Origin of the sequence: Sphingomonas sp. OTU376, from assembly GCF_038440415.1 — a bacterium.
GTDB classification, from domain to species: domain Bacteria; phylum Pseudomonadota; class Alphaproteobacteria; order Sphingomonadales; family Sphingomonadaceae; genus Sphingomonas; species Sphingomonas kyeonggiensis_A.
The window spans coordinates 1-17,521 of record NZ_JASATQ010000087.1 but is presented as its reverse complement, the minus strand read 5'-3'; the positions used below and the strand labels follow the sequence as shown (position 1 = coordinate 17,521).

Here is a 17,521-nt window from a genome sequence, read left to right as displayed (position 1 = left end):
CCGCCCCGCCCCCCCCGCCCCCCCCCCCCCCCCCCCCGGGTAACGGGAGGGGCAAATAGCAGAAGGCCCTCCCCGCTCTCGCGGAAAGGGCCTTCCAAATTCCAGCCGGAGCTAGCGTGCTACGCTCAGCCCGCCTTTTCCTTCTTGGCATAGACGCGGACCGGCTCCTTGGTGCCGGCGACCACGTCCTTGTCGACCACGACCTCGTCCACCCCGTCCATCGACGGCAGGTCGAACATCGTGTCGAGCAGAATGCCCTCCAGGATCGAGCGGAGGCCGCGTGCGCCGGTCTTGCGCTCGATCGCCTTCTTCGAGACGGCGGTAAGCGCGTCGTCGTTGAAGCCGAGCTTCACGCCCTCCATGTCGAACAGCTTCTGGTACTGCTTGACCAGCGCGTTCTTCGGCTCGGTGAGGATCTTGATCAGCGCCTCGACATCGAGGTCCTCGAGCGTCGCGATGACCGGCAGACGGCCGACGAACTCGGGGATCAGGCCGAACTTGAGGAGATCCTCCGGCTCGACCTGCTTGAGCATCTCGCCCGTGCGGCGCTCGTCCGGCGAGGCGACATGCGCGCCGAAGCCGATCGACTTGCCCTGCAGGCGATCGCCGATGATCTTCTCAAGGCCCGAGAAGGCACCGCCGCAGATGAACAGGATGTTGGTCGTGTCCACCTGCAGGAATTCCTGCTGCGGGTGCTTGCGGCCGCCCTGCGGCGGAACCGAAGCCGTGGTGCCTTCCATCAGCTTGAGCAGTGCCTGCTGCACGCCCTCGCCCGACACGTCGCGCGTGATCGAGGGGTTCTCGGCCTTGCGGCTGATCTTGTCGATCTCGTCGATGTAGACGATGCCGCGCTGCGCCCGCTCGACATTATAGTCGGAAGCCTGGAGCAGCTTGAGGATGATGTTCTCCACGTCCTCGCCGACATAGCCGGCTTCGGTGAGCGTGGTGGCATCCGCCATGGTGAAGGGCACGTCGAGGATGCGCGCCAGCGTCTGGGCCAGCAGCGTCTTGCCGCAGCCCGTCGGGCCGACGAGCAGGATGTTCGACTTGGAAAGCTCGACGTCCGCGCCCTTGGCGCCGTGGTTCAGCCGCTTGTAGTGGTTGTGCACCGCCACCGACAGCACGCGCTTGGCGCGCTTCTGGCCGATCACATAGTCATCGAGGACGTCGCAGATCTCCTGCGGCGTCGGAACCCCGCCGTCCTTCTTGCTGACGAGCGCGGACTTGGTCTCTTCCCGAATGATATCGTTACAGAGCTCCACGCACTCGTCGCAGATGAACACGGTGGGTCCTGCGATGAGCTTGCGCACTTCGTGCTGCGACTTGCCGCAGAACGAGCAATAGAGCGTGCTCTTCGAGTCTCCGCCGCTAAGCTTGGTCATTCAATTCCATCCTTCGTGCGTCGCGCGCACGTTACGCCACCCGCTATCCTACACGCGGGAGATTATCCGGCAAACTGGAATCTGGCTATTACGCCAGACTCCTTAAGTACCTACTGACGGATCAGGCTGCCGGAGCCTCACCATCCGTCGGCATCGGACGCTTCTCGTAAACCTCGTCGACCAGGCCGAAAGCCTTGGCCTCGTCGGCCTCGAGGAAGGTGTCACGGTCCATCGCACGCTCGATCTCATCGAGCGACTTGCCCGTGTACTTCACGTACAGGTCGTTCATCCGGCGCTTGATGCGCAGGATTTCCTTGGCCTGGATCTCGATGTCCGACGCCATGCCCTGCGCACCGCCCGAGGGCTGGTGGATCATGATGCGGGCATTGGTCAGCGCCACGCGCAGGCCCGGCTCACCGGCTGCGAGCAGGAACGAGCCCATCGACGCTGCCTGGCCGATGCAGACCGTGCCGACGCGCGGACGGATATACTGCATGGTGTCGTGGATCGCCATGCCGGCGGTCACCACGCCACCCGGCGAGTTGATGTACATCCAGATGTCCTTCTTCGGGTTCTCGGACTCGAGGAAGAGCAGCTGGGCAGTGATGAGCGAGGCCATATGGTCCTCGACCGGGCCGGTCACGAAAACGATTCGCTCGCGCAGCAGGCGCGAATAGATGTCGAAGCTGCGCTCGCCGCGGCTCGACTGCTCGATGACGATGGGAACGAGACCGCCGGTAACGGGGTCGATGGTCATCTGACCGGAAAGCGGATGCATGGGTGAATGTCTCATTATGTCTGTTTGCCCGCTGCAACATCGGCGCTTGACGAGCGGAGTTCAAGCCTTGGTTATGGTTAGTCTGTGACAAGCGGGTCCGGCACCGGCCAGGGGAGACACGGCATCAGCGGAGACGAAGCAGGAAGCGCGCGCATGACGACGCGTGACGTGGCGACCTGGCTGGTGATGGCCGGGTTGGCGATCCGCCTCGCGTGGCTGGTGCTGGTGCGCGGCCTGCTCGCGCCGTTCGACCTGGGCGAGGCAAGCAGCGCGGTCACCGCCCTTGCGCGCACCGGCACGCTCGCCGACGCCTTCGGACCGGGCACCGGCCCGACCGCGCATCTGATGCCCACCACGATCGTCGGCGCCGCCGCGGTGGAGCATGTGTTCGGCGATTCGGCGGCGGCCAGCCTGATCCTCAGCCTGTGGACGCTCGCCCTGCTCGGCGCGACCTGGCTGCTTGCCCGGAAGCTGTTCGAACGGGCCGGCTGGCAGCCTGCCGCGCTGATCGGCGGGCTTGCGCTGCTCTGCCTGGTGCCCGGCCATATCGTGCAGGAAGCGGCGGACTTCCGTGTCTGGGAAGGCGGGCTCGCCACCCTGCTCGCGCTCGCCAATCTCTGGCTGATCGTCACACTGGACCAGCGCGAGACGATCGCGGGCCAGCCGCTGCTGGTTGGCGCCGCGCTGTCAGCCGCGACCTTCTTCGTCAGCCCCACCACCGGGCTCGCCGTCGATGCCTGCTGGGCGTGGCTCGCGCTGCGCCGCCTGCCCTTCCCACGCGCCCTCGCCTTCGCCGCCACCGCCGCAGCGGCACTGGCGCTGGTCCTCGTGCCCTGGGTGCTGCGCAACGCGCAGGTGATGGGTAGCCCGATCCTGCTGCGCGACAATGTCGGACTGGAAATGGCGCTCGCCAATTATCCCGGCGCGCTCGATCCCGCCGATCCGCTCGCCGAATCGCAGGCGCGGATGCAGGCGATCCACCCCAACGACAATGAAGCGACCCAGGCGCGGCTGCGCACCGCCGGCGGCGAAGTCGCCTATTCGCGCGCGCTTGCCCGGGAAACCGGCGCCTGGATTCGCGCCAACCCGCTCGACTTCGCCCGGCTGGCGCTGCGGCACTATCGCCAATTCTACTTCCCCGATCGCTGGCAGGGCGCGCTGACCAACTGGGAGGCATTTCCCACGCTGCGGATCGACATGATCCGGCTGGTCGCCGCGCTGGGCCTGGCCGGCCTGCTCGTCGGCCTGATCCGGCGCCGGCGCTTCCACGGGCTGTTCGCGCTCTACATCGCGCTCGCCGGCCTGCCCTATGCGCTGGTCCAGCCCGTGCCCCGATACGCCTATGCCGTCTGGCCGCTGCTCGCCTTTCTTGCCGCCGGTCTGCTCGTCGGAATCTTCGCCCGCTTGCAGGCGCGCGGGCGCATACCCATGATGGCGCAATGACGACGCACACGATCCTGGTCACCGGCGGCTCCGGCTTTGTGGGCAGCCATGTCATCCTCCAGCTGCAGGCGGCGGGGCACAATGTCCGCACCACCGTCCGCAACCTCGCCCGCGAGCCGCAGGTCCGCGCCACGCTCGAAAAGGCAGGCGCCGATACCAGCCGCCTCAGCTTCTTCGCCGCCGATCTGGAGAAGGACGATGGCTGGGCCGAGGCCGTGGCCGGCTGCGACTATGTCCAGCACGTCGCCTCGCCTTTCCCCCAGAGCCAGCCGGAAGACGAACAGGAGCTGATCCGCCCGGCGGTGGACGGCACCCTCCGTGTCCTGCGCGCGGCCCATGCGGCGGGCGTGAAGCGCGCCGTCGTCACCTCCAGCTTCGCCGCGATCGGCTATGGCCATGGCAACCGCTCCGGTGACTATAGCGAAGCGGACTGGACCGATGTGAACGGCCCCGCCGTCCAGCCCTATATGAAATCCAAGACGCTCGCCGAGCGCGCCGCCTGGGACTTCGTCGCGGCCGAGGGCAAGGGGCTGGAGCTGGCGGTGGTCAATCCGGTCGGCATCTTCGGCCCGGCGCTGAACGACGATCTCTCGACCTCGATCTGGCTGGTGAAGTCGATGATCGAGGGCAAGATGCCCGGCCTGCCCGACCTGTGGTTCGGCGTCGTCGATGTCCGCGACGTCGCGAGCCTGCAGATCGAGGCGATGACCCATGCCGATGCTTCGGGCGAGCGCTTCCTCGCAGTCGCCGGCCCGGCGATGTCGATTCCGCAGATGGCGGATGTGCTGCGCGCCAACCTAGGCCCTGCCGGTGCCCGCATCACCCGCCGCCGCGTGCCGAGCTGGCTGGTGCGGATCATGGCGATCTTCAACCCGATGGCCCGCGAGGCGGCACCCCGCCTCGGCATCCAGTCCAACGCCAGCAACGCCAAGGCGCGCAAGCTGCTCGGCTGGCAGCCTCGGAGCAACGAGGAGGCGATCCTCGCATCCGCGAAGAGCCTGATCGAGCTGGGGTTGATCGAGACCACCGCCAAATAGCCGTCATCCCCGCGCAGGCGGGGATCCAGGGTTTCTCTGCCGTTTCGCTTGTGACTCTGGATCCCCGCCTGCGCGGGGATGACGACAGGAGCAGCGAAGGCAGTTACTTGAGCGGCCCGGGCTGGGCGAGATAGGCCAGCCGCCGCACCTCGCGCCGTCCGCGCACCACCGTGTCCAGGATCAGCCCGGTGAACAGGTTGAGGAACGCCAGGATCATCAGCCCCGTCGCCAGGATCGCGGTGGGGAAGCGCGGCACCAGCCCGGTCTCGAACCAGGTGAAGGCCAGCGGAATGCTCATCCCGATCGCCAGCAGCGCGAACAGCGCGGCGATCCAGCCGAAGAACAGCATCGGCCGCTCGATCCGGTAGAGCACCGCGATCGTCTTCAGGATGCGCCAGCCGTCGCGATAGGTGTTGAGCTTCGATTCGGAACCTTCGAGCCGGGCGAAATAGCGGGTCTCGACCTCACCGACGGGCATCTTCAGCTCGAGCGCATGCACGCTGATCTCGGTCTCGATCTCGAAGCCGGCGGAGAGCACCGGGAAGCTCTTCACGAAGCGGCGCGAGAAGACGCGGTAGCCCGAGAAGATATCGGTAAAGCTGCGACCGAACAGGCTGGCGAGGATGCCGGTCATCATCCGGTTGCCCAGCACGTGCCCGCGGCGATACGCCTCCGCCGCCTCGTGGACGCGGGTGCCGACGATCATGTCGAGCCCCTCTTCCGCCACGCGCGCGACCATCGCTGCAGCCGAGGCCGGGTCATAGGTCGCATCGCCATCGGCCATCACATAGATGTCGGCATCGACATCGGCGAACATCCGGCGGACGACATTGCCCTTGCCCTGCATCCGCTCGCTGCGCACCACCGCGCCCGCCGCCCGCGCGACGTCGATCGTCCGGTCGCGGCTGTTGTTGTCATAGACGTAGATGGTCGCCTCCGGCAGCGCCTTGCGGAACCCCTCGATCGTCTGGGCGATCGCGGCTTCTTCATTGTAGCAGGGCAGGAGAACGGCGACTTTGGGCATGGTCATGCGCCAGCCATAAGGCGGAAATGGCTGCGTTTCGACAGCAATCTGCGGCGCAAGGAAAAGGCCCCCGCTCCGCGAGGAGCGAGGGCCTGAACTTGTACAAAGCGGAAAGCCTTAGTCGGCCTTCTTCTTCGCCGGAGCCTTCTTGGCGGGCTTGGCTTCAGCCTCGCCCTCGGCTGCCTCGGCCTTCTTGGCCGGCGCCTTCTTGGCGGCCGGCTTCTTGGCCGGCTCGGCCTCGGCTTCCGCAGCCGGCTCGGCGTCGGCCTTCTTGGCCTTGGCCGGCTTCTTCTCGGCCTTCTCGCCTTCGTCGGCCTTCTTCGACTTGCGCGGCTTGTGGTTGTCGTGGTCGTGGGTGTGCGTGCCGGTGTCGAAACCGTCATCGCTCTCGATCGCGGCTTCCAGCTCCTCGCGAGTCACTTCGCGATCCGAGATCTCGGCCTTGTCGAACAGGAAGTCGACCACCTTGTCCTCGAACAGCGGCGCGCGCAGCTGGGCGGCGGCCATCGGCTCGTTGCGGACATACTGGTAGAAGCGCTCGCGATCGTTCGGGCTGTACTGGGCGGCAGCCTGGGCGATCAGCTGGTTCATCTCGTTCGAGGTGACCTCGACGCCGTTGGCGGTGCCGATCTCCGACAGGAGAAGACCCAGGCGCACGCGGCGCTCGGCGATCTTCACATAGTCCTCGCGCTCGGCGTCCAGCTCGGCCTTGGCAGCGGCCGGATCGGCCTCATGCTCGGCTTCGTGCTGGAGCTGGTGCCAGATCTGGTCGAACTCGGCCTCGACCATCGAGGGCGGAACCTCGAAGTCATGGCCGGCGGCCAGCTGGTCGAGCAGCTTGCGCTTCATATAGGTGCGGGTCAGGCCGCCCAGCTGCTGCTCGAGCTGGCCCTTGAGCAGGCCGGTGAGCTGCTCGAGGCTCTGCAGGCCGAGCGTCTTGGCGAAGTCGTCGTTGATCTCGGTCTCGCCGGCGGTCTTCACCGCGGTGATCTTGAGCGCGAACTGCGCCGGCTTGTCGGCCAGGTCGGCCACGCCATAATCGGCCGGGAACGTGACGTCGATCGTCTTCTCGTCGCCGGTCTTCACGCCGACGAGCTGGTCCTCGAAGCCCGGGATCAGGCGGCCGGTGCCGATCTCGACCGACATGCCCTCGCCGGTGCCGCCGTCAAAGGCGACGCCGTCGACGGTGCCGACGAAGTCCATGGTCACCTGGTCGCCGGTGGCGGCCTTGTGCTTGGCCGGGGCGTCGGTCCACGCCTTCTGCTGGCCGGCGAGCTGCTTGAGCTGCTCGTTCACTTCCTCGTCGCTGACCGGAACGGTCAGGCGCTCGAGCTTCAGGCCGTCGATCGAAGGAGTCGGGACGTCCGGCAGGACTTCCAGCTCGACCTTGATCTCGGCGTCGCCACCCGGCGCATACTCGCCTTCCAGGCTCACCGACGGCGACACGGCCGGGCGCAGCTTGTTGTCGGCGATCAGCTTCTGCACGCCTTCCTGGATCGAGCTGTTGAGCGCGTCCTGGGCAATCGCCTCGCCATGCATCTTGCGGATCAGGTTGGTCGGCACCTTGCCCGGGCGGAAGCCCGGCATGCGCACCTGCGGAGCAACCCGCTTGACCTCGGCATCGACCTTCTTGTCGATGTCCTTGGCAGTGATCTTGAGCGTGTAGGCGCGCTTCAGGCCCTCGTTCAACGTCTCGACAGTCTGCATTTTTCTCAGGCTTCCAAACTTCAAGAAAAGGAGTCGCGGCGTCCGGTGACGCGGGAAACGAGCGGCGATGCTGGTGCGGGCGAAGGGACTCGAACCCCCACACCTTTCGATACCAGAACCTAAATCTGGCGCGTCTACCAGTTCCGCCACGCCCGCACAGGGCACCGCCGGTCGGCGGGCTCTATAGCAGTCAGGGGCTTCATCGCAAGGGCGCAAGAAACTTCATCGCGACACGAAGCGTTGGTCAGGCGAAACAAGGAGACCGAACGTGCCCGTTGAGCCCCCTGTCCAGCCGACCGTGCCGCCCCCCGAGCAGCCGTCCGCGCCGCAACCGGGCCAGCCGATCAGCCCGCCGCCGGAACTCGATCCCCCGGCGCCGGACATCGACGTGCCCTCGCCCCAGCCGTCCACCCCGACGGTCCCGGCGCCGGGCCAGCCCATCGCATAGAACAAGGAGAGAGAGGATGAACGACAGCAATCGTGACGACCCGCGCTCCGATCTCCAGCAGATCGTCGAGGCGCGCGCCGATGCCGTGAAGCGCGGCGAAGGCGGCAACGGCCATTCGCCGCTGGCGGATGCCGGAGCCTCGGACGGAGTCGGCGGCACCGCCGGAGACGTCAAGAACCAAGACGCGGACGCGCAGTAACGCCCGGGCGCCCATGATAGACAAGCACATGAAAAAGCTCCGGCTGCGCTGCGAAATCGGCGAGCCGGAGGAAGAAGCCCTGCGCGCTGCGCTGATCGGTCCGATCGACTTCGCCGCCGAACAGGTGATCGTGCGCCGTGGCGAGCGGCTCAACAGCTCGATTCTGCTGCTCGACGGCCTGCTCGCGCGGTACAAGGACCTGAGCGACGGCCAGCGCCAGATCACCCATATCCACGTGCCCGGCGATTTCGCCGACCTGCACGGCTACACGCTCGGCTATCTCGATCACAATGTGATGACGCTGACGCCGTGCCGGATCGCGCGCGCGCCCCATGTCCGCGTGCTCGAGCTGACCAATCGCTTCCCCAGCCTCACCCGCGCCTTCTGGTTCTCGACCAACCTCGACGCGAGCATCCACCGCGAATGGGAAGTGTCGCTGGGCCGGCGAAATGCGATCGAGCGCGCGGCGCACCTGCTGTGCGAGCTCCAGTCGCGCCTGCTCGTGGTCGGCGCGGCGGAGGGCAACAGCTTCCGACTGCCGATCACCCAGAACCAGTTCGCCGAATGCCTGGGCCTGACCGGTGTGCATGTGAATCGCGTGCTGCGCGAGCTCCGCGAAGCCGGCCTGGCCGATTTCCGCGGCGGCAAGGTGACCGTCCATGATCGGGGTGCGCTGGAGGGACTCGCCGAGTTCGACGCGCTGTACCTCTATCTCGACAAGCCGGCGAACTAGGCCGGCGAACTAGGGCGCCACCCGCCGTGCAGTGAGGATCTTCACCGGCGCGGCGGGAATCTCGCCCTTGAAATAGCCGCCGGCCAGTGTCGCGGTGGGCGAGTTGGGCGCATCGAAGATCTTGAGGACCACATCCTTGCCATCGACGACATGGGCAAAGGCCGCGAAGCCCAGATTGTCGCCGGGCTTGCTCGGATCGGCATCGAACGAGGGCTGGTCGCCAAGCAGGATGGTGAAGTCGCCCCGCGCGGTCCCCGGCGCGCGGCGCGGGGTCGAAAGCGTGAAATCGGTATGCTTGATGCCGGTAACCGTGGTCGGCTCATGCTTGATCGGCGGCAGCACCTTGGCCGGAGCGCCGTTCACGCCGAACTGCACGAAGCCGAAATGGTCCTGCACCTTCACCACCCGGTAGAAGGGCGCGCCATCGAGCCTTTTCTGGTCGACATAGCGCAGGAAATTCCCACCGCTGATCGGCGCGCGGACATTGTCTACCTCGACCGTGATTACCCCGGCACTGGTGGTCAGCGCCACGCGCGGCAGCGGCTTGGCGGGGGTCGCCGACGACACCGGAACGGGCGCCGGGGCCGGTGCGGTCTGCGCCATGGCCGGAAGCGCCGACAGGGTCAGCAGGCAGGCGGTCAGCGTCCGGATCATGATCCCTCCTGTTTCGTCGCGGCGGCCCGCGGGCAGGCATAGGCCTGTTTGTAGGTCTGCCCCCAGCAGCGGCGCAGGGAGTCGAGCACGCCCAGGTTGAGCGGCCACTGGATGCGCCACGGGCTGCCGTCCGGCATCAGGATCGGCTTGCCCTTGTCGTCGCGCGCCACTTCGTCGAAGTCGGCAGGCCTGGGCGTGGCGGCGAGCTTCGCGCGTGCCGCCTCCAGCCCGTCCTTGTCCCCGCGCAGGAACGCGATGCTGCCATCGACATAGAGCGCCCAGGCACCCCCCTGGTCCCCGCCGGTGCGCTTACGCGCCCGTTGGAACAGCCCGATCGCTGCATCGGTCTCGCCGGCATTGGCGCGCATCTGCCCCTCATGCCAGAAGAGCGTCGAGAGCTCCGCCTTGTGCGCCTCGCGCCAGTCGCGAATCGCCTCGGCCGCCGCATGCTCGCAGCCCCGATTCGCCAGCGCCCGCCAGCCACCGTCCAGGTCCTGGTCGAACCGATCCTGGTCGAGCGCGATCAGTGCCGCGCGGTCATAGCTGCAGTCCGCCGCCTGCGCGGGAGAAAGGAAAAGCAATGCCGAAAGGATCGTGATCATCGCTTTCCCCTTCGCAACTCAGCCCGCGAGCGCCTTCTTGAGCAACTCGTTGACCACCGCCGGGTTGGCCTTGCCCGCCATCGCCTTCATCGTCTGGCCGACGAAGAAGCCGAACAGCGCTTCCTTGCCGCCGCGATACTGCTCGAGCTGGCCCGGGTTCTTGGCGAGGATCTCCGCGATCACCGCCTCGATCGCGCCGGTGTCGCTGGTCTGCTTGAGCCCGCGCTCCTCGACGATCTTCCCCGCCGCATCGCCGGTCTCGAGCATGATCTCGAACACCTGCTTGGCAAGCGGGCCCGACAGCGTGCCATCGGCGGCCAGCGCCAGCAGCTCGGCGCCCTGCTCCGGGCTCACCGGCGAGGTGTCGAGGTCCTTGTTCAGGCGGTTGAGCGCGCCATACAGGTCCGACAGCAGCCAGTTGGCCGAAGCACGGGCAACTTCCTGCTCGCCCTTCTTCTGGATGCGCGCGCCCTCGGCGAGCAGCGCCTCGAACCAGCGGGCAGTGTCCGCATCGGCCGTCAGCGTCGCGGCATTGTACGCGCTCAGCCCCAGCGCCTGCTCATAGCGGCGGCGCTTGGCGTCGGGCAGCTCGGGCAGGCTGGCGCGGCACTCCTCGAGGAAGGCATCGTCCAGCTCGAGCGGCAGCAGGTCGGGATCGGGGAAGTAGCGATAATCGTGCGCGTCTTCCTTCGAGCGCATCGACCGGGTCTCGCCCTTGTCCGGATCGAACAGGCGGGTTTCCTGGACGATCTTGCCGCCGGCCTCGAGCACTTCGACCTGGCGCCGCGCCTCGATCTCCACCGTCTGCATGACGAAGCGGACCGAGTTGACATTCTTGGTCTCGGTGCGGGTGCCGAACTCGGCGCCCGGCTTGCGGACCGAGACGTTCACGTCGGCGCGCATCGAGCCCTGGTCCATGTTGCCGTCGCACGAACCGACATAGCGCAGGATCGCGCGCAGCTTGCTCAGATAGGCACCAGCCTCCTGCGGCGAGCGCATGTCCGGCTTCGACACGATCTCCATCAGCGCCACGCCGGCGCGATTGAGATCGACATAGGAGCGCGTCGGATGCTGATCGTGCATCAGCTTGCCGGCATCCTGCTCGACATGGATGCGCTCGATGCCGATCGTCTTGACGTTGGCCTCGGGATCCTTGTCGTCCAGGCTGATCTCGATCTGCCCCTCACCCACCAGCGGGTGGAAGAGCTGGCTGATCTGATAGCCCTGCGGCAGATCGGCGTAGAAATAGTTCTTGCGGTCGAAGCGCGACCATTTGTTGATCACCGCGCCGATCGCCATGCCGGTGCGCACCGCCTGGCGGATGCACTCCTGGTTCGGCGTGGGCAGCATGCCCGGCATCGCCGCGTCGATCAGGCTCACCTGGCTGTTCGGCTCCGCGCCGAACGCCGTCGCCGCGCCCGAGAAGAGCTTGGCGTTGGACGTGACCTGGGCGTGGACTTCAAGGCCGATCACGACCTCCCATTCGCCGGTTTCGCCCTGGATTCTATACTCAGACATCTATTCGCCCGCCTTTCCGAAGGCCATTCTTATCAGAGCCGCATGCAACAGAGTGGCAAACCACCAAGGAACGATAATCCCTGCGAATATCCAACCTTGGTTCAAAAGCATCTGCGCTAGAGCGATCAGCATTGCGGTCCAAAACAAACTCACAATAGCAAGCTTAGTCGACGCCCTAACGCCCCTAGTTGCGACCCTACTCCCTAGCTGCAACAAGCTCAGAACAAACCCATTCCCAGCCGTAAGGGTAAATAATAGAGATAAGAACGTCTTATAGTTATTGCCGTATCCCGTGAATTGGAATCCAATATACGCTCCGAGCGCAGCACCAAAAACAACGCAAATGAACGCATTAATATTATAGAAATTTGGATGAAACTCGAAGAGCTCACGAACCTCTTCGAGATTATCATCTTTCCTTACCACCATTGCTCCGGCCGCGCCGTGAACCCGGCGCGCTGCTCGATCGCAAGGCCGGCGCCCAGCACGCCCTGCTCGTCGAGCGGCTTGCCGATGATCTGCAGGCCGAGCGGCAGCCCGGCGCTGTCGAGCCCGGCGGGCACGCTCATCGCCGGCAGGCCGGCCAGGCTGGCGGGCACGGTGAACACGTCGTTGAGGTACATCGCCAGCGGATCGGCCGACTTTTCCCCGAGAGCAAACGCAGCGCTGGGCGCCGTCGGGGTCAGCAGCAGGTCGCACAGCGTGAAGGCGTTCTCGAAATCCTGCGCGATCAGCGTGCGGACCTTCGATGCCTGGGTGAAATAGGCGTCGTAGAAGCCCGCCGACAGCACATAGGTACCGATCAGGATGCGGCGCTGCACTTCGGGGCCGAAGCCCGCCGCGCGCGTCGCCGCGTACATTTCCTGCAGGTTCTGCCCATCGGCCAGCTCGCGCAGGCCATAGCGCACGCCGTCATAGCGGGCGAGGTTCGACGAAGCCTCGGCCGGCGCGATGATGTAATAGGTCGGCAGCGCGTATTTGGTGTGCGGAAGGCTGACTTCCACCACTTCGGCGCCGGCGTCCTTCACCCAGGCGATGCCCTGGTCCCAGAGCTTCAGGATCTCCTCCGGCGTGCCGTCGAGGCGATATTCCTTGGGAATACCGATCTTCTTGCCCTTGAGGTCGCCCGAAAGCAGCTCTTCCCACTTCGGCACCGGCAGGTTCAGCGAGGTCGAGTCCTTGGGGTCGAAACCCACCATGTTCTCGAGCAGGATCGCGCAGTCCCTGACGTCGCGTGCCATCGGCCCGGCCTGGTCCAGCGACGAGGCGAAGGCGACCACGCCCCAGCGCGAGCAGCGGCCATAGGTCGGCTTGATGCCGCTGATGCCGGTGAACGCCGCGGGCTGGCGGATCGAGCCGCCGGTGTCGGTGCCGGTGGCACCCGGCACCAGCCGCGCCGAGATCGCCGCCGAGCTGCCGCCCGAAGAGCCACCGGGGGCCAGCGGGGCATTGTCGCCGCCGCCACGCCGCCAGGGCGAGATCACGTTGCCGAAATACGACGTCTCGTTCGACGAGCCCATCGCGAACTGGTCGAGGTTGAGCTTGCCGAGCATGCCGGCGCCCGCGTCCCACAGCTTCTGCGAGACAGTCGATTCATAGACCGGCTTGAAGCCTTCCAGCATGTGGCTGGCGGCGGTGGTCTGCACGCCCTTGGTGGCGAACAGGTCCTTCATGCCGATCGGCACGCCGGCAAGCGGCTTGAGCGCCTCGCCCTTGGCCAGCGCCTCGTCGGCGGCGGCAGCGGCGGCGAGCGCATGCTCGGGGGTTTCGACGATGAAGGCGTTGAGCGCCTTGGCCTTGCTCACCTTGACGATGAAGGCATCGGCGACTTCGCGGGCCGAGAAGGTGCCGGCGCGCACGCCGTCGCGCAGGGCGGCTACGCCCAGATCGGTGATCTCGGTCATTATTCGACCACCTTCGGCACGGTGAAGAACCCGTGCTCGCCCTGCGGTGCGTTCTGCAGCACGGCGTCGCGCTGGTTGCCCTCGGTCACCACGTCCTCGCGGAGGCGCAGCTTGTTGGGGATCACGGCGGTCATCGGCTCGACCGACGAGGTATCGACCTCGCCAAGCTGCTCGATCCAGCCCAGGATGTTGTTGAGCTCGGGCGCGAGGCGCTCGGCATCGGCATCGCTGATCGCGATGCGAGCGAGGCTCGCCACCTTCTTCACGGTTGCGGTATCGACGGACATGGGAGGCGCCTAACAGCCGCGCCCCGCGCCTTCAAGCGCTGGCTTGCGCGGCCCTCGTCCGTGCGGGGTGGTAAAGTGAATTTCCGGTGCTTTATGGTGGCGCCTGCAAGCGCAGTTGCGCCGGGCGAAATCGCGCCCGCCGGGAATGCGATTGCAACAAAACGGCTTTATGCTGCATTGCACAATGGAGAGTGGGGCTTGGCCCGTAAATTCCTCTACGTCATCGTAGGACTTATCGTGCTCGCACTGGCCGCCACCTTCGCCTATCGATTCTGGGGCATCGAACTGCTCCGCCAGGCCATGGTGCCCAGCGCGAACATCGTGCAGCTCTCCGCCCCCGGCGATTACACCAGGCCCGATCTCTGGCTCGCCCGGCCGGACAAGCCCGGCAATCCCGCGCTGTGGACGCCCGAAGGCTTCAAGCCCGCCGAGAACCCGCCCGCCGCGGTGTTCTTCGTCCACCCTACGTCATTCCTCGATCGCTCTGCCTGGAACGCACCGCTAGGCGACATGGCGGCCAATGCCCGCGCCGAGCTGTTCCTGCGCGGCCAGGCGAGCGCCTTCAACGGCGCCGGGCTGGTCTGGGCGCCGCGTTATCGCCAGGCGACCTTCGGCGCCTTCCTCACCAGCAAGGAACAGGCGCATCAGGCGCTCGACTTCGCCTATCGCGACGTGCTGGCGGCGTTCGATCAGTTCCTCAAGGAAGCCGGCAACCGCCCGATCATCCTGGCCGGCCACAGCCAGGGCGCACTTCACCTCACCCGCCTGCTGGTCGATCGCGTGGCAGGCAAGCCGCTCGCGAAGCGCATCGTCGCGGCCTATGTCGTGGGCTGGCCGGTCTCGATGACTGCGGACCTGCCGAAGCTCGGCCTCCCCGCCTGCTCCGGCCCTGACGAGACCGGCTGCATCCTGTCCTGGCAGAGCTTCTCCGACCCCGCCGACCCTTCGCTGATTCTCGACACCTTCGACCAGAGCAGCGGTTTCACCGGGCAGCCGCGCAAGGGCACGCCGATGCTCTGCACCAACCCGCTCACCGGAAAACCGAACGACAGCGTCGGCGCGGAGGCCAATCTCGGCGGCCTGCTGCCCAGCAAGGACCTGACCAGCGCCGTCCTCCGCAAGAACCTCGTCCCTGCCCGCTGCGAGGGACGCGGCATCCTGATGATCGGCAACACCCCGCCGGACCTCGGCCCCTATGTGCTGCCGGGCAACAACTACCATGTGTTCGACTACAGCCTGTTCTGGGCCAATGTCCGCGCCGATGCCGAGCGGCGGCTCAAGGCCAAGCGCAAGTTCTGGCCGTTCTGATCGGCGCGACGTAGAAGGCCGCGATGATCACCACCGCCTCCGCCGAATTCCGCGCCGCCCTGCCCGCCGGCGGCCGCCTGATCGGCCTCGACGTCGGCACCAAGACGATCGGCACCGCCCTGTGCGACGCCGGCTGGAGCTTCGCGAGCCCGGCCGAGCTGGTCCGCCGCACGAAGTTCTCCAAGGACAAGGCCGCGCTCCAGGCGCTGATGACCGCGCAGCAGGTCAAGGGCCTCGTCATCGGCCTCCCCCTCAACCTCGACGGCACCGACAGCCCGCGCACCCAGTCCACCCGCGCCTTTGCCCGCAACATGGACGATCTCGGCCTGCCGATCCTGCTCTGGGACGAGCGCTGGTCCACCGTCGCGGTCGAGCGCACGCTGATCGAGCAAGATTTCAGCCGCGCCCGCCGCGCCGAGATGATCGACAACATGGCCGCCGCGCACATCCTCCAGGCGGCGATCGACGCGCTGGTGAACGTCTAGCGCCGATCGAACCGGGCGATCAGCGCATCGAGCGAGCGGTGTACCCGCTCGCCCTGTGCCCGGGTCTTGTAGGTCACGTCCCCCGCATCGACCGGCTGGAGCTTCCCGCAGAAGCGCCGCACATCCGCGCCCAGCATCGCCACGTCCGCATCGATCCGCTCCAGCTCCGCCCGCGCCGCCTTGCGCGCCCGGCGCCCCAGCACCTTTTCCAGGCCGAGGCGATGCCCGGCAGCCTTCTCGGCAAAGCCGTCGGCCAGCGCTTCCATCTCGCCGACATAGGAAAGCGACACCAGCTGCGCCGGCGCATAGCCCAGCGCATCGTCGCCATGCACCGCATTGGCCCCCACCCGCACCGTCGCCTGGCCCAGATAGAGGCGCGTGAGCCCCGCAAGCGTCCGTCCGGCCAGCTCCGCCAGCGCCGCGGTATCGGCGAGCAGGGCCGCGTGCCGGGCATCCACCGCCGGCGCATAGACCGCCATTACCCGCCCGAACCGCGCCCCGTCCGCCGCCTGCCGCTCGATCGCCGCCCGTGCGCGGACCAGCCGGTCGAGCGGGGCGGCGCCATTCTCGCGGAAGAATTCGCGCGACAGCGCCAGCACATTCTCCCCGCAATCGCGGTGCGCCTGCAGCGCCGCCAGCGCCAGCATCTGCCGCATCGGCCGCCAGCGCGCCCGCTCGACGCGTGCCAGCCACCAGGGCAGCAGCGCGAGGACGAGCACCAGTCCCAATGCGAAGAAGAAGGCCCCGGTCTGGAACGCCGCCCACCACGCGGGATCGCGCGTCATCCAGCCGAGAAACGAAACCCACCAGCCCTGCACGAACGCTCCCCCCGAAACGATACGCGGGCGCATTCCTATCTGCGATTTGCGGCAGATGCGAGACTCCTTGCGCCACCGCGTCCGGGGGTCTAGGCGACGGCTTTAATGCAAGCCTCAGATCATCGCCCCGCGGCCCAGATACAGGGCCGCGCCGTCTTCCCGCACCGGCACCTCACCGGCATTGCGGGTCTCCAGCCCCATGAGATCATGTTCCTGCTCGACGAAGCGGAACAGTGGATCGAAGCGAACCGCTCGCGCGCCCGCAGCGACCGCCGGCTCGAGGGGCTCACCCAGATCAACGCCTTTTTCGAGAATAGCACCCGCACGCTCCTGTCCTTCGAGATCGCGGGCAAGCGGCTGGGCGCCGATGTGGTCAACATGCACGCGGCGCAGAGTTCGGTGAAGAAGGGCGAGACGCTGATCGACACCGCCGTTACGCTCAACGCGATGCGCGCCGATGTGATCGTTATCCGCCACATGGCCTCGGGCGCGGTGCAACTGATCGCCGACAAGGTCGATTGCCCGGTGCTGAACGCCGGCGACGGCTGGCACGAGCATCCGACCCAGGCGCTGCTCGACGCACTCACCATCCGCCGCCGCCGCGGCTCGGTGGCCGGCCAGCGCGTGGTGATCTGCGGCGACCTGCTCCACAGCCGTGTCGCCCGCTCGAACATGCTGGCGCTGACGTCGCTCGGCGCCGAGGTCCGCGTCGTCGCGCCCTCCACGCTGATGCCCCCGGCGATCGAGGGGCTCTACGTCACGCCGTTCACGGATTTCGACGCCGCGCTGGAAGGCGCCGATGTCGTGATGATGCTGCGCGTCCAGAACGAGCGCATGGCCGGCGGCTTCATCCCGTCGACCCGCGAGTTCCACGCCCGCTACGGCCTCACCCCCGAGCGGCTGGCGCGCGCCAAGCCCGATGCGCTGGTCATGCATCCGGGCCCGATGAACCGCGGCGTCGAGATCGACTCCTCGGTCGCCGACGATCCGGATCGCAGCGCGATCACCGAACAGGTCGAGATGGGCGTGGCAGTCCGCATGGCCTGCCTCGACGTCCTCACCCGAGCCGAGCGCGGCGTGGAGGGCTGGGCATGATCCATTTCCGCCCTTCCCATCATAGTTCCCCGGCGAAAGCCCGGGGCCCGGGGTTGTGTGGCCGGTGGGGTGTTAACCGGGGGCCCGGGGTTGACCGGG

At 66.9% G+C, this 17,521-nt stretch carries 18 protein-coding genes and 1 tRNA gene; 8 read left to right on the top strand and 11 right to left on the bottom strand.

Annotated features, from left to right (window positions below; all coding sequences use genetic code 11):
* Positions 1 to 125: 125 nt before the first annotated feature.
* A complete protein-coding gene (gene clpX / locus AAHM44_RS22665) occupies positions 126 to 1,382 on the bottom strand; it encodes an ATP-dependent Clp protease ATP-binding subunit ClpX (protein WP_184167662.1) in 1,257 nt (418 codons plus the stop codon).
* A 121-nt stretch (positions 1,383 to 1,503) separates the two neighbouring features.
* Entirely contained in the window at positions 1,504 to 2,139 is a 636-nt protein-coding gene (locus AAHM44_RS22660) for an ATP-dependent Clp protease proteolytic subunit (protein WP_184167666.1), read from the bottom strand.
* Between the two features lie 174 nt (positions 2,140 to 2,313).
* Here AAHM44_RS22660 and AAHM44_RS22655 point away from each other — a divergent pair, with 174 nt between their 5' ends.
* Both AAHM44_RS22655 and AAHM44_RS22650 read left to right on the top strand, forming a co-directional pair.
* Positions 2,314 to 3,603, top strand: a complete 1,290-nt coding sequence (locus tag AAHM44_RS22655) for a hypothetical protein (RefSeq protein WP_342251411.1) — start codon at positions 2,314 to 2,316, stop codon at positions 3,601 to 3,603.
* Positions 3,600 to 4,640, top strand: a complete 1,041-nt coding sequence (locus AAHM44_RS22650) for an SDR family oxidoreductase (RefSeq protein WP_342251410.1) — start codon at positions 3,600 to 3,602, stop codon at positions 4,638 to 4,640. The genes AAHM44_RS22655 and AAHM44_RS22650 overlap by 4 nt, the downstream gene beginning before the upstream one ends.
* Before the next feature lie 103 nt (positions 4,641 to 4,743).
* Here AAHM44_RS22650 and AAHM44_RS22645 read toward each other — a convergent pair whose 3' ends face one another.
* The 3 genes from AAHM44_RS22645 to AAHM44_RS22635 all read right to left on the bottom strand — a co-directional run bounded on the left by AAHM44_RS22645 (position 4,744) and on the right by AAHM44_RS22635 (position 7,527).
* Positions 4,744 to 5,670, bottom strand: coding sequence for a glycosyltransferase family 2 protein (locus tag AAHM44_RS22645; protein WP_342251409.1), 927 nt, complete (start codon positions 5,668 to 5,670; stop codon positions 4,744 to 4,746).
* A gap of 111 nt (positions 5,671 to 5,781) precedes the next feature.
* On the bottom strand, positions 5,782 to 7,371 hold the full coding sequence (gene tig / locus AAHM44_RS22640; RefSeq protein ID WP_269574809.1) for a trigger factor: 1,590 nt from the start codon (positions 7,369 to 7,371) through the stop codon (positions 5,782 to 5,784).
* A 71-nt stretch (positions 7,372 to 7,442) separates the two neighbouring features.
* Positions 7,443 to 7,527, bottom strand: a tRNA-Leu gene (locus tag AAHM44_RS22635).
* A gap of 112 nt (positions 7,528 to 7,639) precedes the next feature.
* On the opposite strand from AAHM44_RS22635, the gene AAHM44_RS22630 reads away from it, so the two are divergent.
* Genes AAHM44_RS22630 through AAHM44_RS22620 form a run of 3 tightly spaced genes read left to right on the top strand, consistent with a single transcriptional unit; the run spans position 7,640 to position 8,751 of the window.
* On the top strand, positions 7,640 to 7,819 hold the full coding sequence (locus AAHM44_RS22630) for a hypothetical protein (protein ID WP_269574808.1): 180 nt from the start codon (positions 7,640 to 7,642) through the stop codon (positions 7,817 to 7,819).
* Positions 7,820 to 7,835: 16 nt separating this feature from the next.
* Entirely contained in the window at positions 7,836 to 8,018 is a 183-nt protein-coding gene (locus tag AAHM44_RS22625) for a hypothetical protein (protein ID WP_269574807.1), read from the top strand.
* A gap of 28 nt (positions 8,019 to 8,046) precedes the next feature.
* Positions 8,047 to 8,751: a Crp/Fnr family transcriptional regulator gene (locus tag AAHM44_RS22620; RefSeq protein WP_269574806.1), complete on the top strand. Its 705-nt coding sequence runs from the start codon at positions 8,047 to 8,049 to the stop codon at positions 8,749 to 8,751.
* Between the two features lie 9 nt (positions 8,752 to 8,760).
* On the opposite strand, the gene AAHM44_RS22615 is transcribed toward AAHM44_RS22620, so the two are convergent.
* The 5 genes from AAHM44_RS22615 to gatC all read right to left on the bottom strand — a co-directional run bounded on the left by AAHM44_RS22615 (position 8,761) and on the right by gatC (position 13,716).
* Positions 8,761 to 9,405: a peptidylprolyl isomerase gene (locus AAHM44_RS22615; protein WP_342251408.1), complete on the bottom strand. Its 645-nt coding sequence runs from the start codon at positions 9,403 to 9,405 to the stop codon at positions 8,761 to 8,763.
* A complete protein-coding gene (locus AAHM44_RS22610) occupies positions 9,402 to 10,007 on the bottom strand; it encodes a hypothetical protein (protein ID WP_342251407.1) in 606 nt (201 codons plus the stop codon). Before AAHM44_RS22610 ends, AAHM44_RS22615 begins: the two co-directional genes overlap by 4 nt.
* Before the next feature lie 18 nt (positions 10,008 to 10,025).
* Positions 10,026 to 11,525 (bottom strand): Asp-tRNA(Asn)/Glu-tRNA(Gln) amidotransferase subunit GatB, encoded by a 1,500-nt coding sequence (gene gatB, locus AAHM44_RS22605; protein ID WP_342251406.1) that lies wholly within the window; start codon positions 11,523 to 11,525, stop codon positions 10,026 to 10,028.
* 419 nt (positions 11,526 to 11,944) lie between these two features.
* On the bottom strand, positions 11,945 to 13,429 hold the full coding sequence (gene gatA / locus AAHM44_RS22600; protein WP_342251405.1) for an Asp-tRNA(Asn)/Glu-tRNA(Gln) amidotransferase subunit GatA: 1,485 nt from the start codon (positions 13,427 to 13,429) through the stop codon (positions 11,945 to 11,947).
* Positions 13,429 to 13,716 (bottom strand): Asp-tRNA(Asn)/Glu-tRNA(Gln) amidotransferase subunit GatC, encoded by a 288-nt coding sequence (gene gatC, locus AAHM44_RS22595; protein WP_183994508.1) that lies wholly within the window; start codon positions 13,714 to 13,716, stop codon positions 13,429 to 13,431. The genes gatA and gatC overlap by 1 nt, the downstream gene beginning before the upstream one ends.
* A gap of 198 nt (positions 13,717 to 13,914) precedes the next feature.
* Here gatC and AAHM44_RS22590 point away from each other — a divergent pair, with 198 nt between their 5' ends.
* Together AAHM44_RS22590 and ruvX are read left to right on the top strand one after the other, a co-directional pair.
* A complete protein-coding gene (locus AAHM44_RS22590; RefSeq protein ID WP_342251404.1) occupies positions 13,915 to 15,024 on the top strand; it encodes a DUF3089 domain-containing protein in 1,110 nt (369 codons plus the stop codon).
* 23 nt (positions 15,025 to 15,047) lie between these two features.
* Positions 15,048 to 15,509, top strand: coding sequence for a Holliday junction resolvase RuvX (gene ruvX, locus AAHM44_RS22585; RefSeq protein WP_342251403.1), 462 nt, complete (start codon positions 15,048 to 15,050; stop codon positions 15,507 to 15,509).
* On the opposite strand, the gene AAHM44_RS22580 is transcribed toward ruvX, so the two are convergent.
* Positions 15,506 to 16,360 (bottom strand): hypothetical protein, encoded by an 855-nt coding sequence (locus AAHM44_RS22580; protein WP_342251402.1) that lies wholly within the window; start codon positions 16,358 to 16,360, stop codon positions 15,506 to 15,508. The two genes, ruvX and AAHM44_RS22580, sit on opposite strands and share 4 nt — an antisense overlap.
* A 72-nt stretch (positions 16,361 to 16,432) precedes the next feature.
* On the opposite strand from AAHM44_RS22580, the gene AAHM44_RS22575 reads away from it, so the two are divergent.
* Entirely contained in the window at positions 16,433 to 17,422 is a 990-nt protein-coding gene (locus AAHM44_RS22575) for an aspartate carbamoyltransferase catalytic subunit (RefSeq protein ID WP_269574798.1), read from the top strand.
* The last annotated feature ends 99 nt before the right edge of the window (positions 17,423 to 17,521 follow it).

Excerpts from the sequence above, each read along its gene's own strand:
- gatA (WP_342251405.1), bottom strand. The coding sequence starts at position 13,429 with ATGACCGAGATCACCGATCTGGGCGTAGCCGCCCTGCGCGACGGCGTG.
- gatB (WP_342251406.1), bottom strand. The coding sequence starts at position 11,525 with ATGTCTGAGTATAGAATCCAGGGCGAAACCGGCGAATGGGAGGTCGTG.
- AAHM44_RS22655 (WP_342251411.1), top strand. The coding sequence starts at position 2,314 with ATGACGACGCGTGACGTGGCGACCTGGCTGGTGATGGCCGGGTTGGCG.
- AAHM44_RS22615 (WP_342251408.1), bottom strand. The coding sequence starts at position 9,405 with ATGATCCGGACGCTGACCGCCTGCCTGCTGACCCTGTCGGCGCTTCCG.
- AAHM44_RS22575 (WP_269574798.1), top strand. The coding sequence starts at position 16,433 with ATGCAAGCCTCAGATCATCGCCCCGCGGCCCAGATACAGGGCCGCGCC.
- AAHM44_RS22660 (WP_184167666.1), bottom strand. The coding sequence starts at position 2,139 with ATGACCATCGACCCCGTTACCGGCGGTCTCGTTCCCATCGTCATCGAG.
- ruvX (WP_342251403.1), top strand. The coding sequence starts at position 15,048 with ATGATCACCACCGCCTCCGCCGAATTCCGCGCCGCCCTGCCCGCCGGC.
- AAHM44_RS22580 (WP_342251402.1), bottom strand. The coding sequence starts at position 16,360 with ATGCGCCCGCGTATCGTTTCGGGGGGAGCGTTCGTGCAGGGCTGGTGG.
- AAHM44_RS22610 (WP_342251407.1), bottom strand. The coding sequence starts at position 10,007 with ATGATCACGATCCTTTCGGCATTGCTTTTCCTTTCTCCCGCGCAGGCG.
- tig (WP_269574809.1), bottom strand. The coding sequence starts at position 7,371 with ATGCAGACTGTCGAGACGTTGAACGAGGGCCTGAAGCGCGCCTACACG.
- AAHM44_RS22645 (WP_342251409.1), bottom strand. The coding sequence starts at position 5,670 with ATGACCATGCCCAAAGTCGCCGTTCTCCTGCCCTGCTACAATGAAGAA.
- clpX (WP_184167662.1), bottom strand. The coding sequence starts at position 1,382 with ATGACCAAGCTTAGCGGCGGAGACTCGAAGAGCACGCTCTATTGCTCG.
- AAHM44_RS22625 (WP_269574807.1), top strand. The coding sequence starts at position 7,836 with ATGAACGACAGCAATCGTGACGACCCGCGCTCCGATCTCCAGCAGATC.
- gatC (WP_183994508.1), bottom strand. The coding sequence starts at position 13,716 with ATGTCCGTCGATACCGCAACCGTGAAGAAGGTGGCGAGCCTCGCTCGC.
- AAHM44_RS22620 (WP_269574806.1), top strand. The coding sequence starts at position 8,047 with ATGAAAAAGCTCCGGCTGCGCTGCGAAATCGGCGAGCCGGAGGAAGAA.
- AAHM44_RS22650 (WP_342251410.1), top strand. The coding sequence starts at position 3,600 with ATGACGACGCACACGATCCTGGTCACCGGCGGCTCCGGCTTTGTGGGC.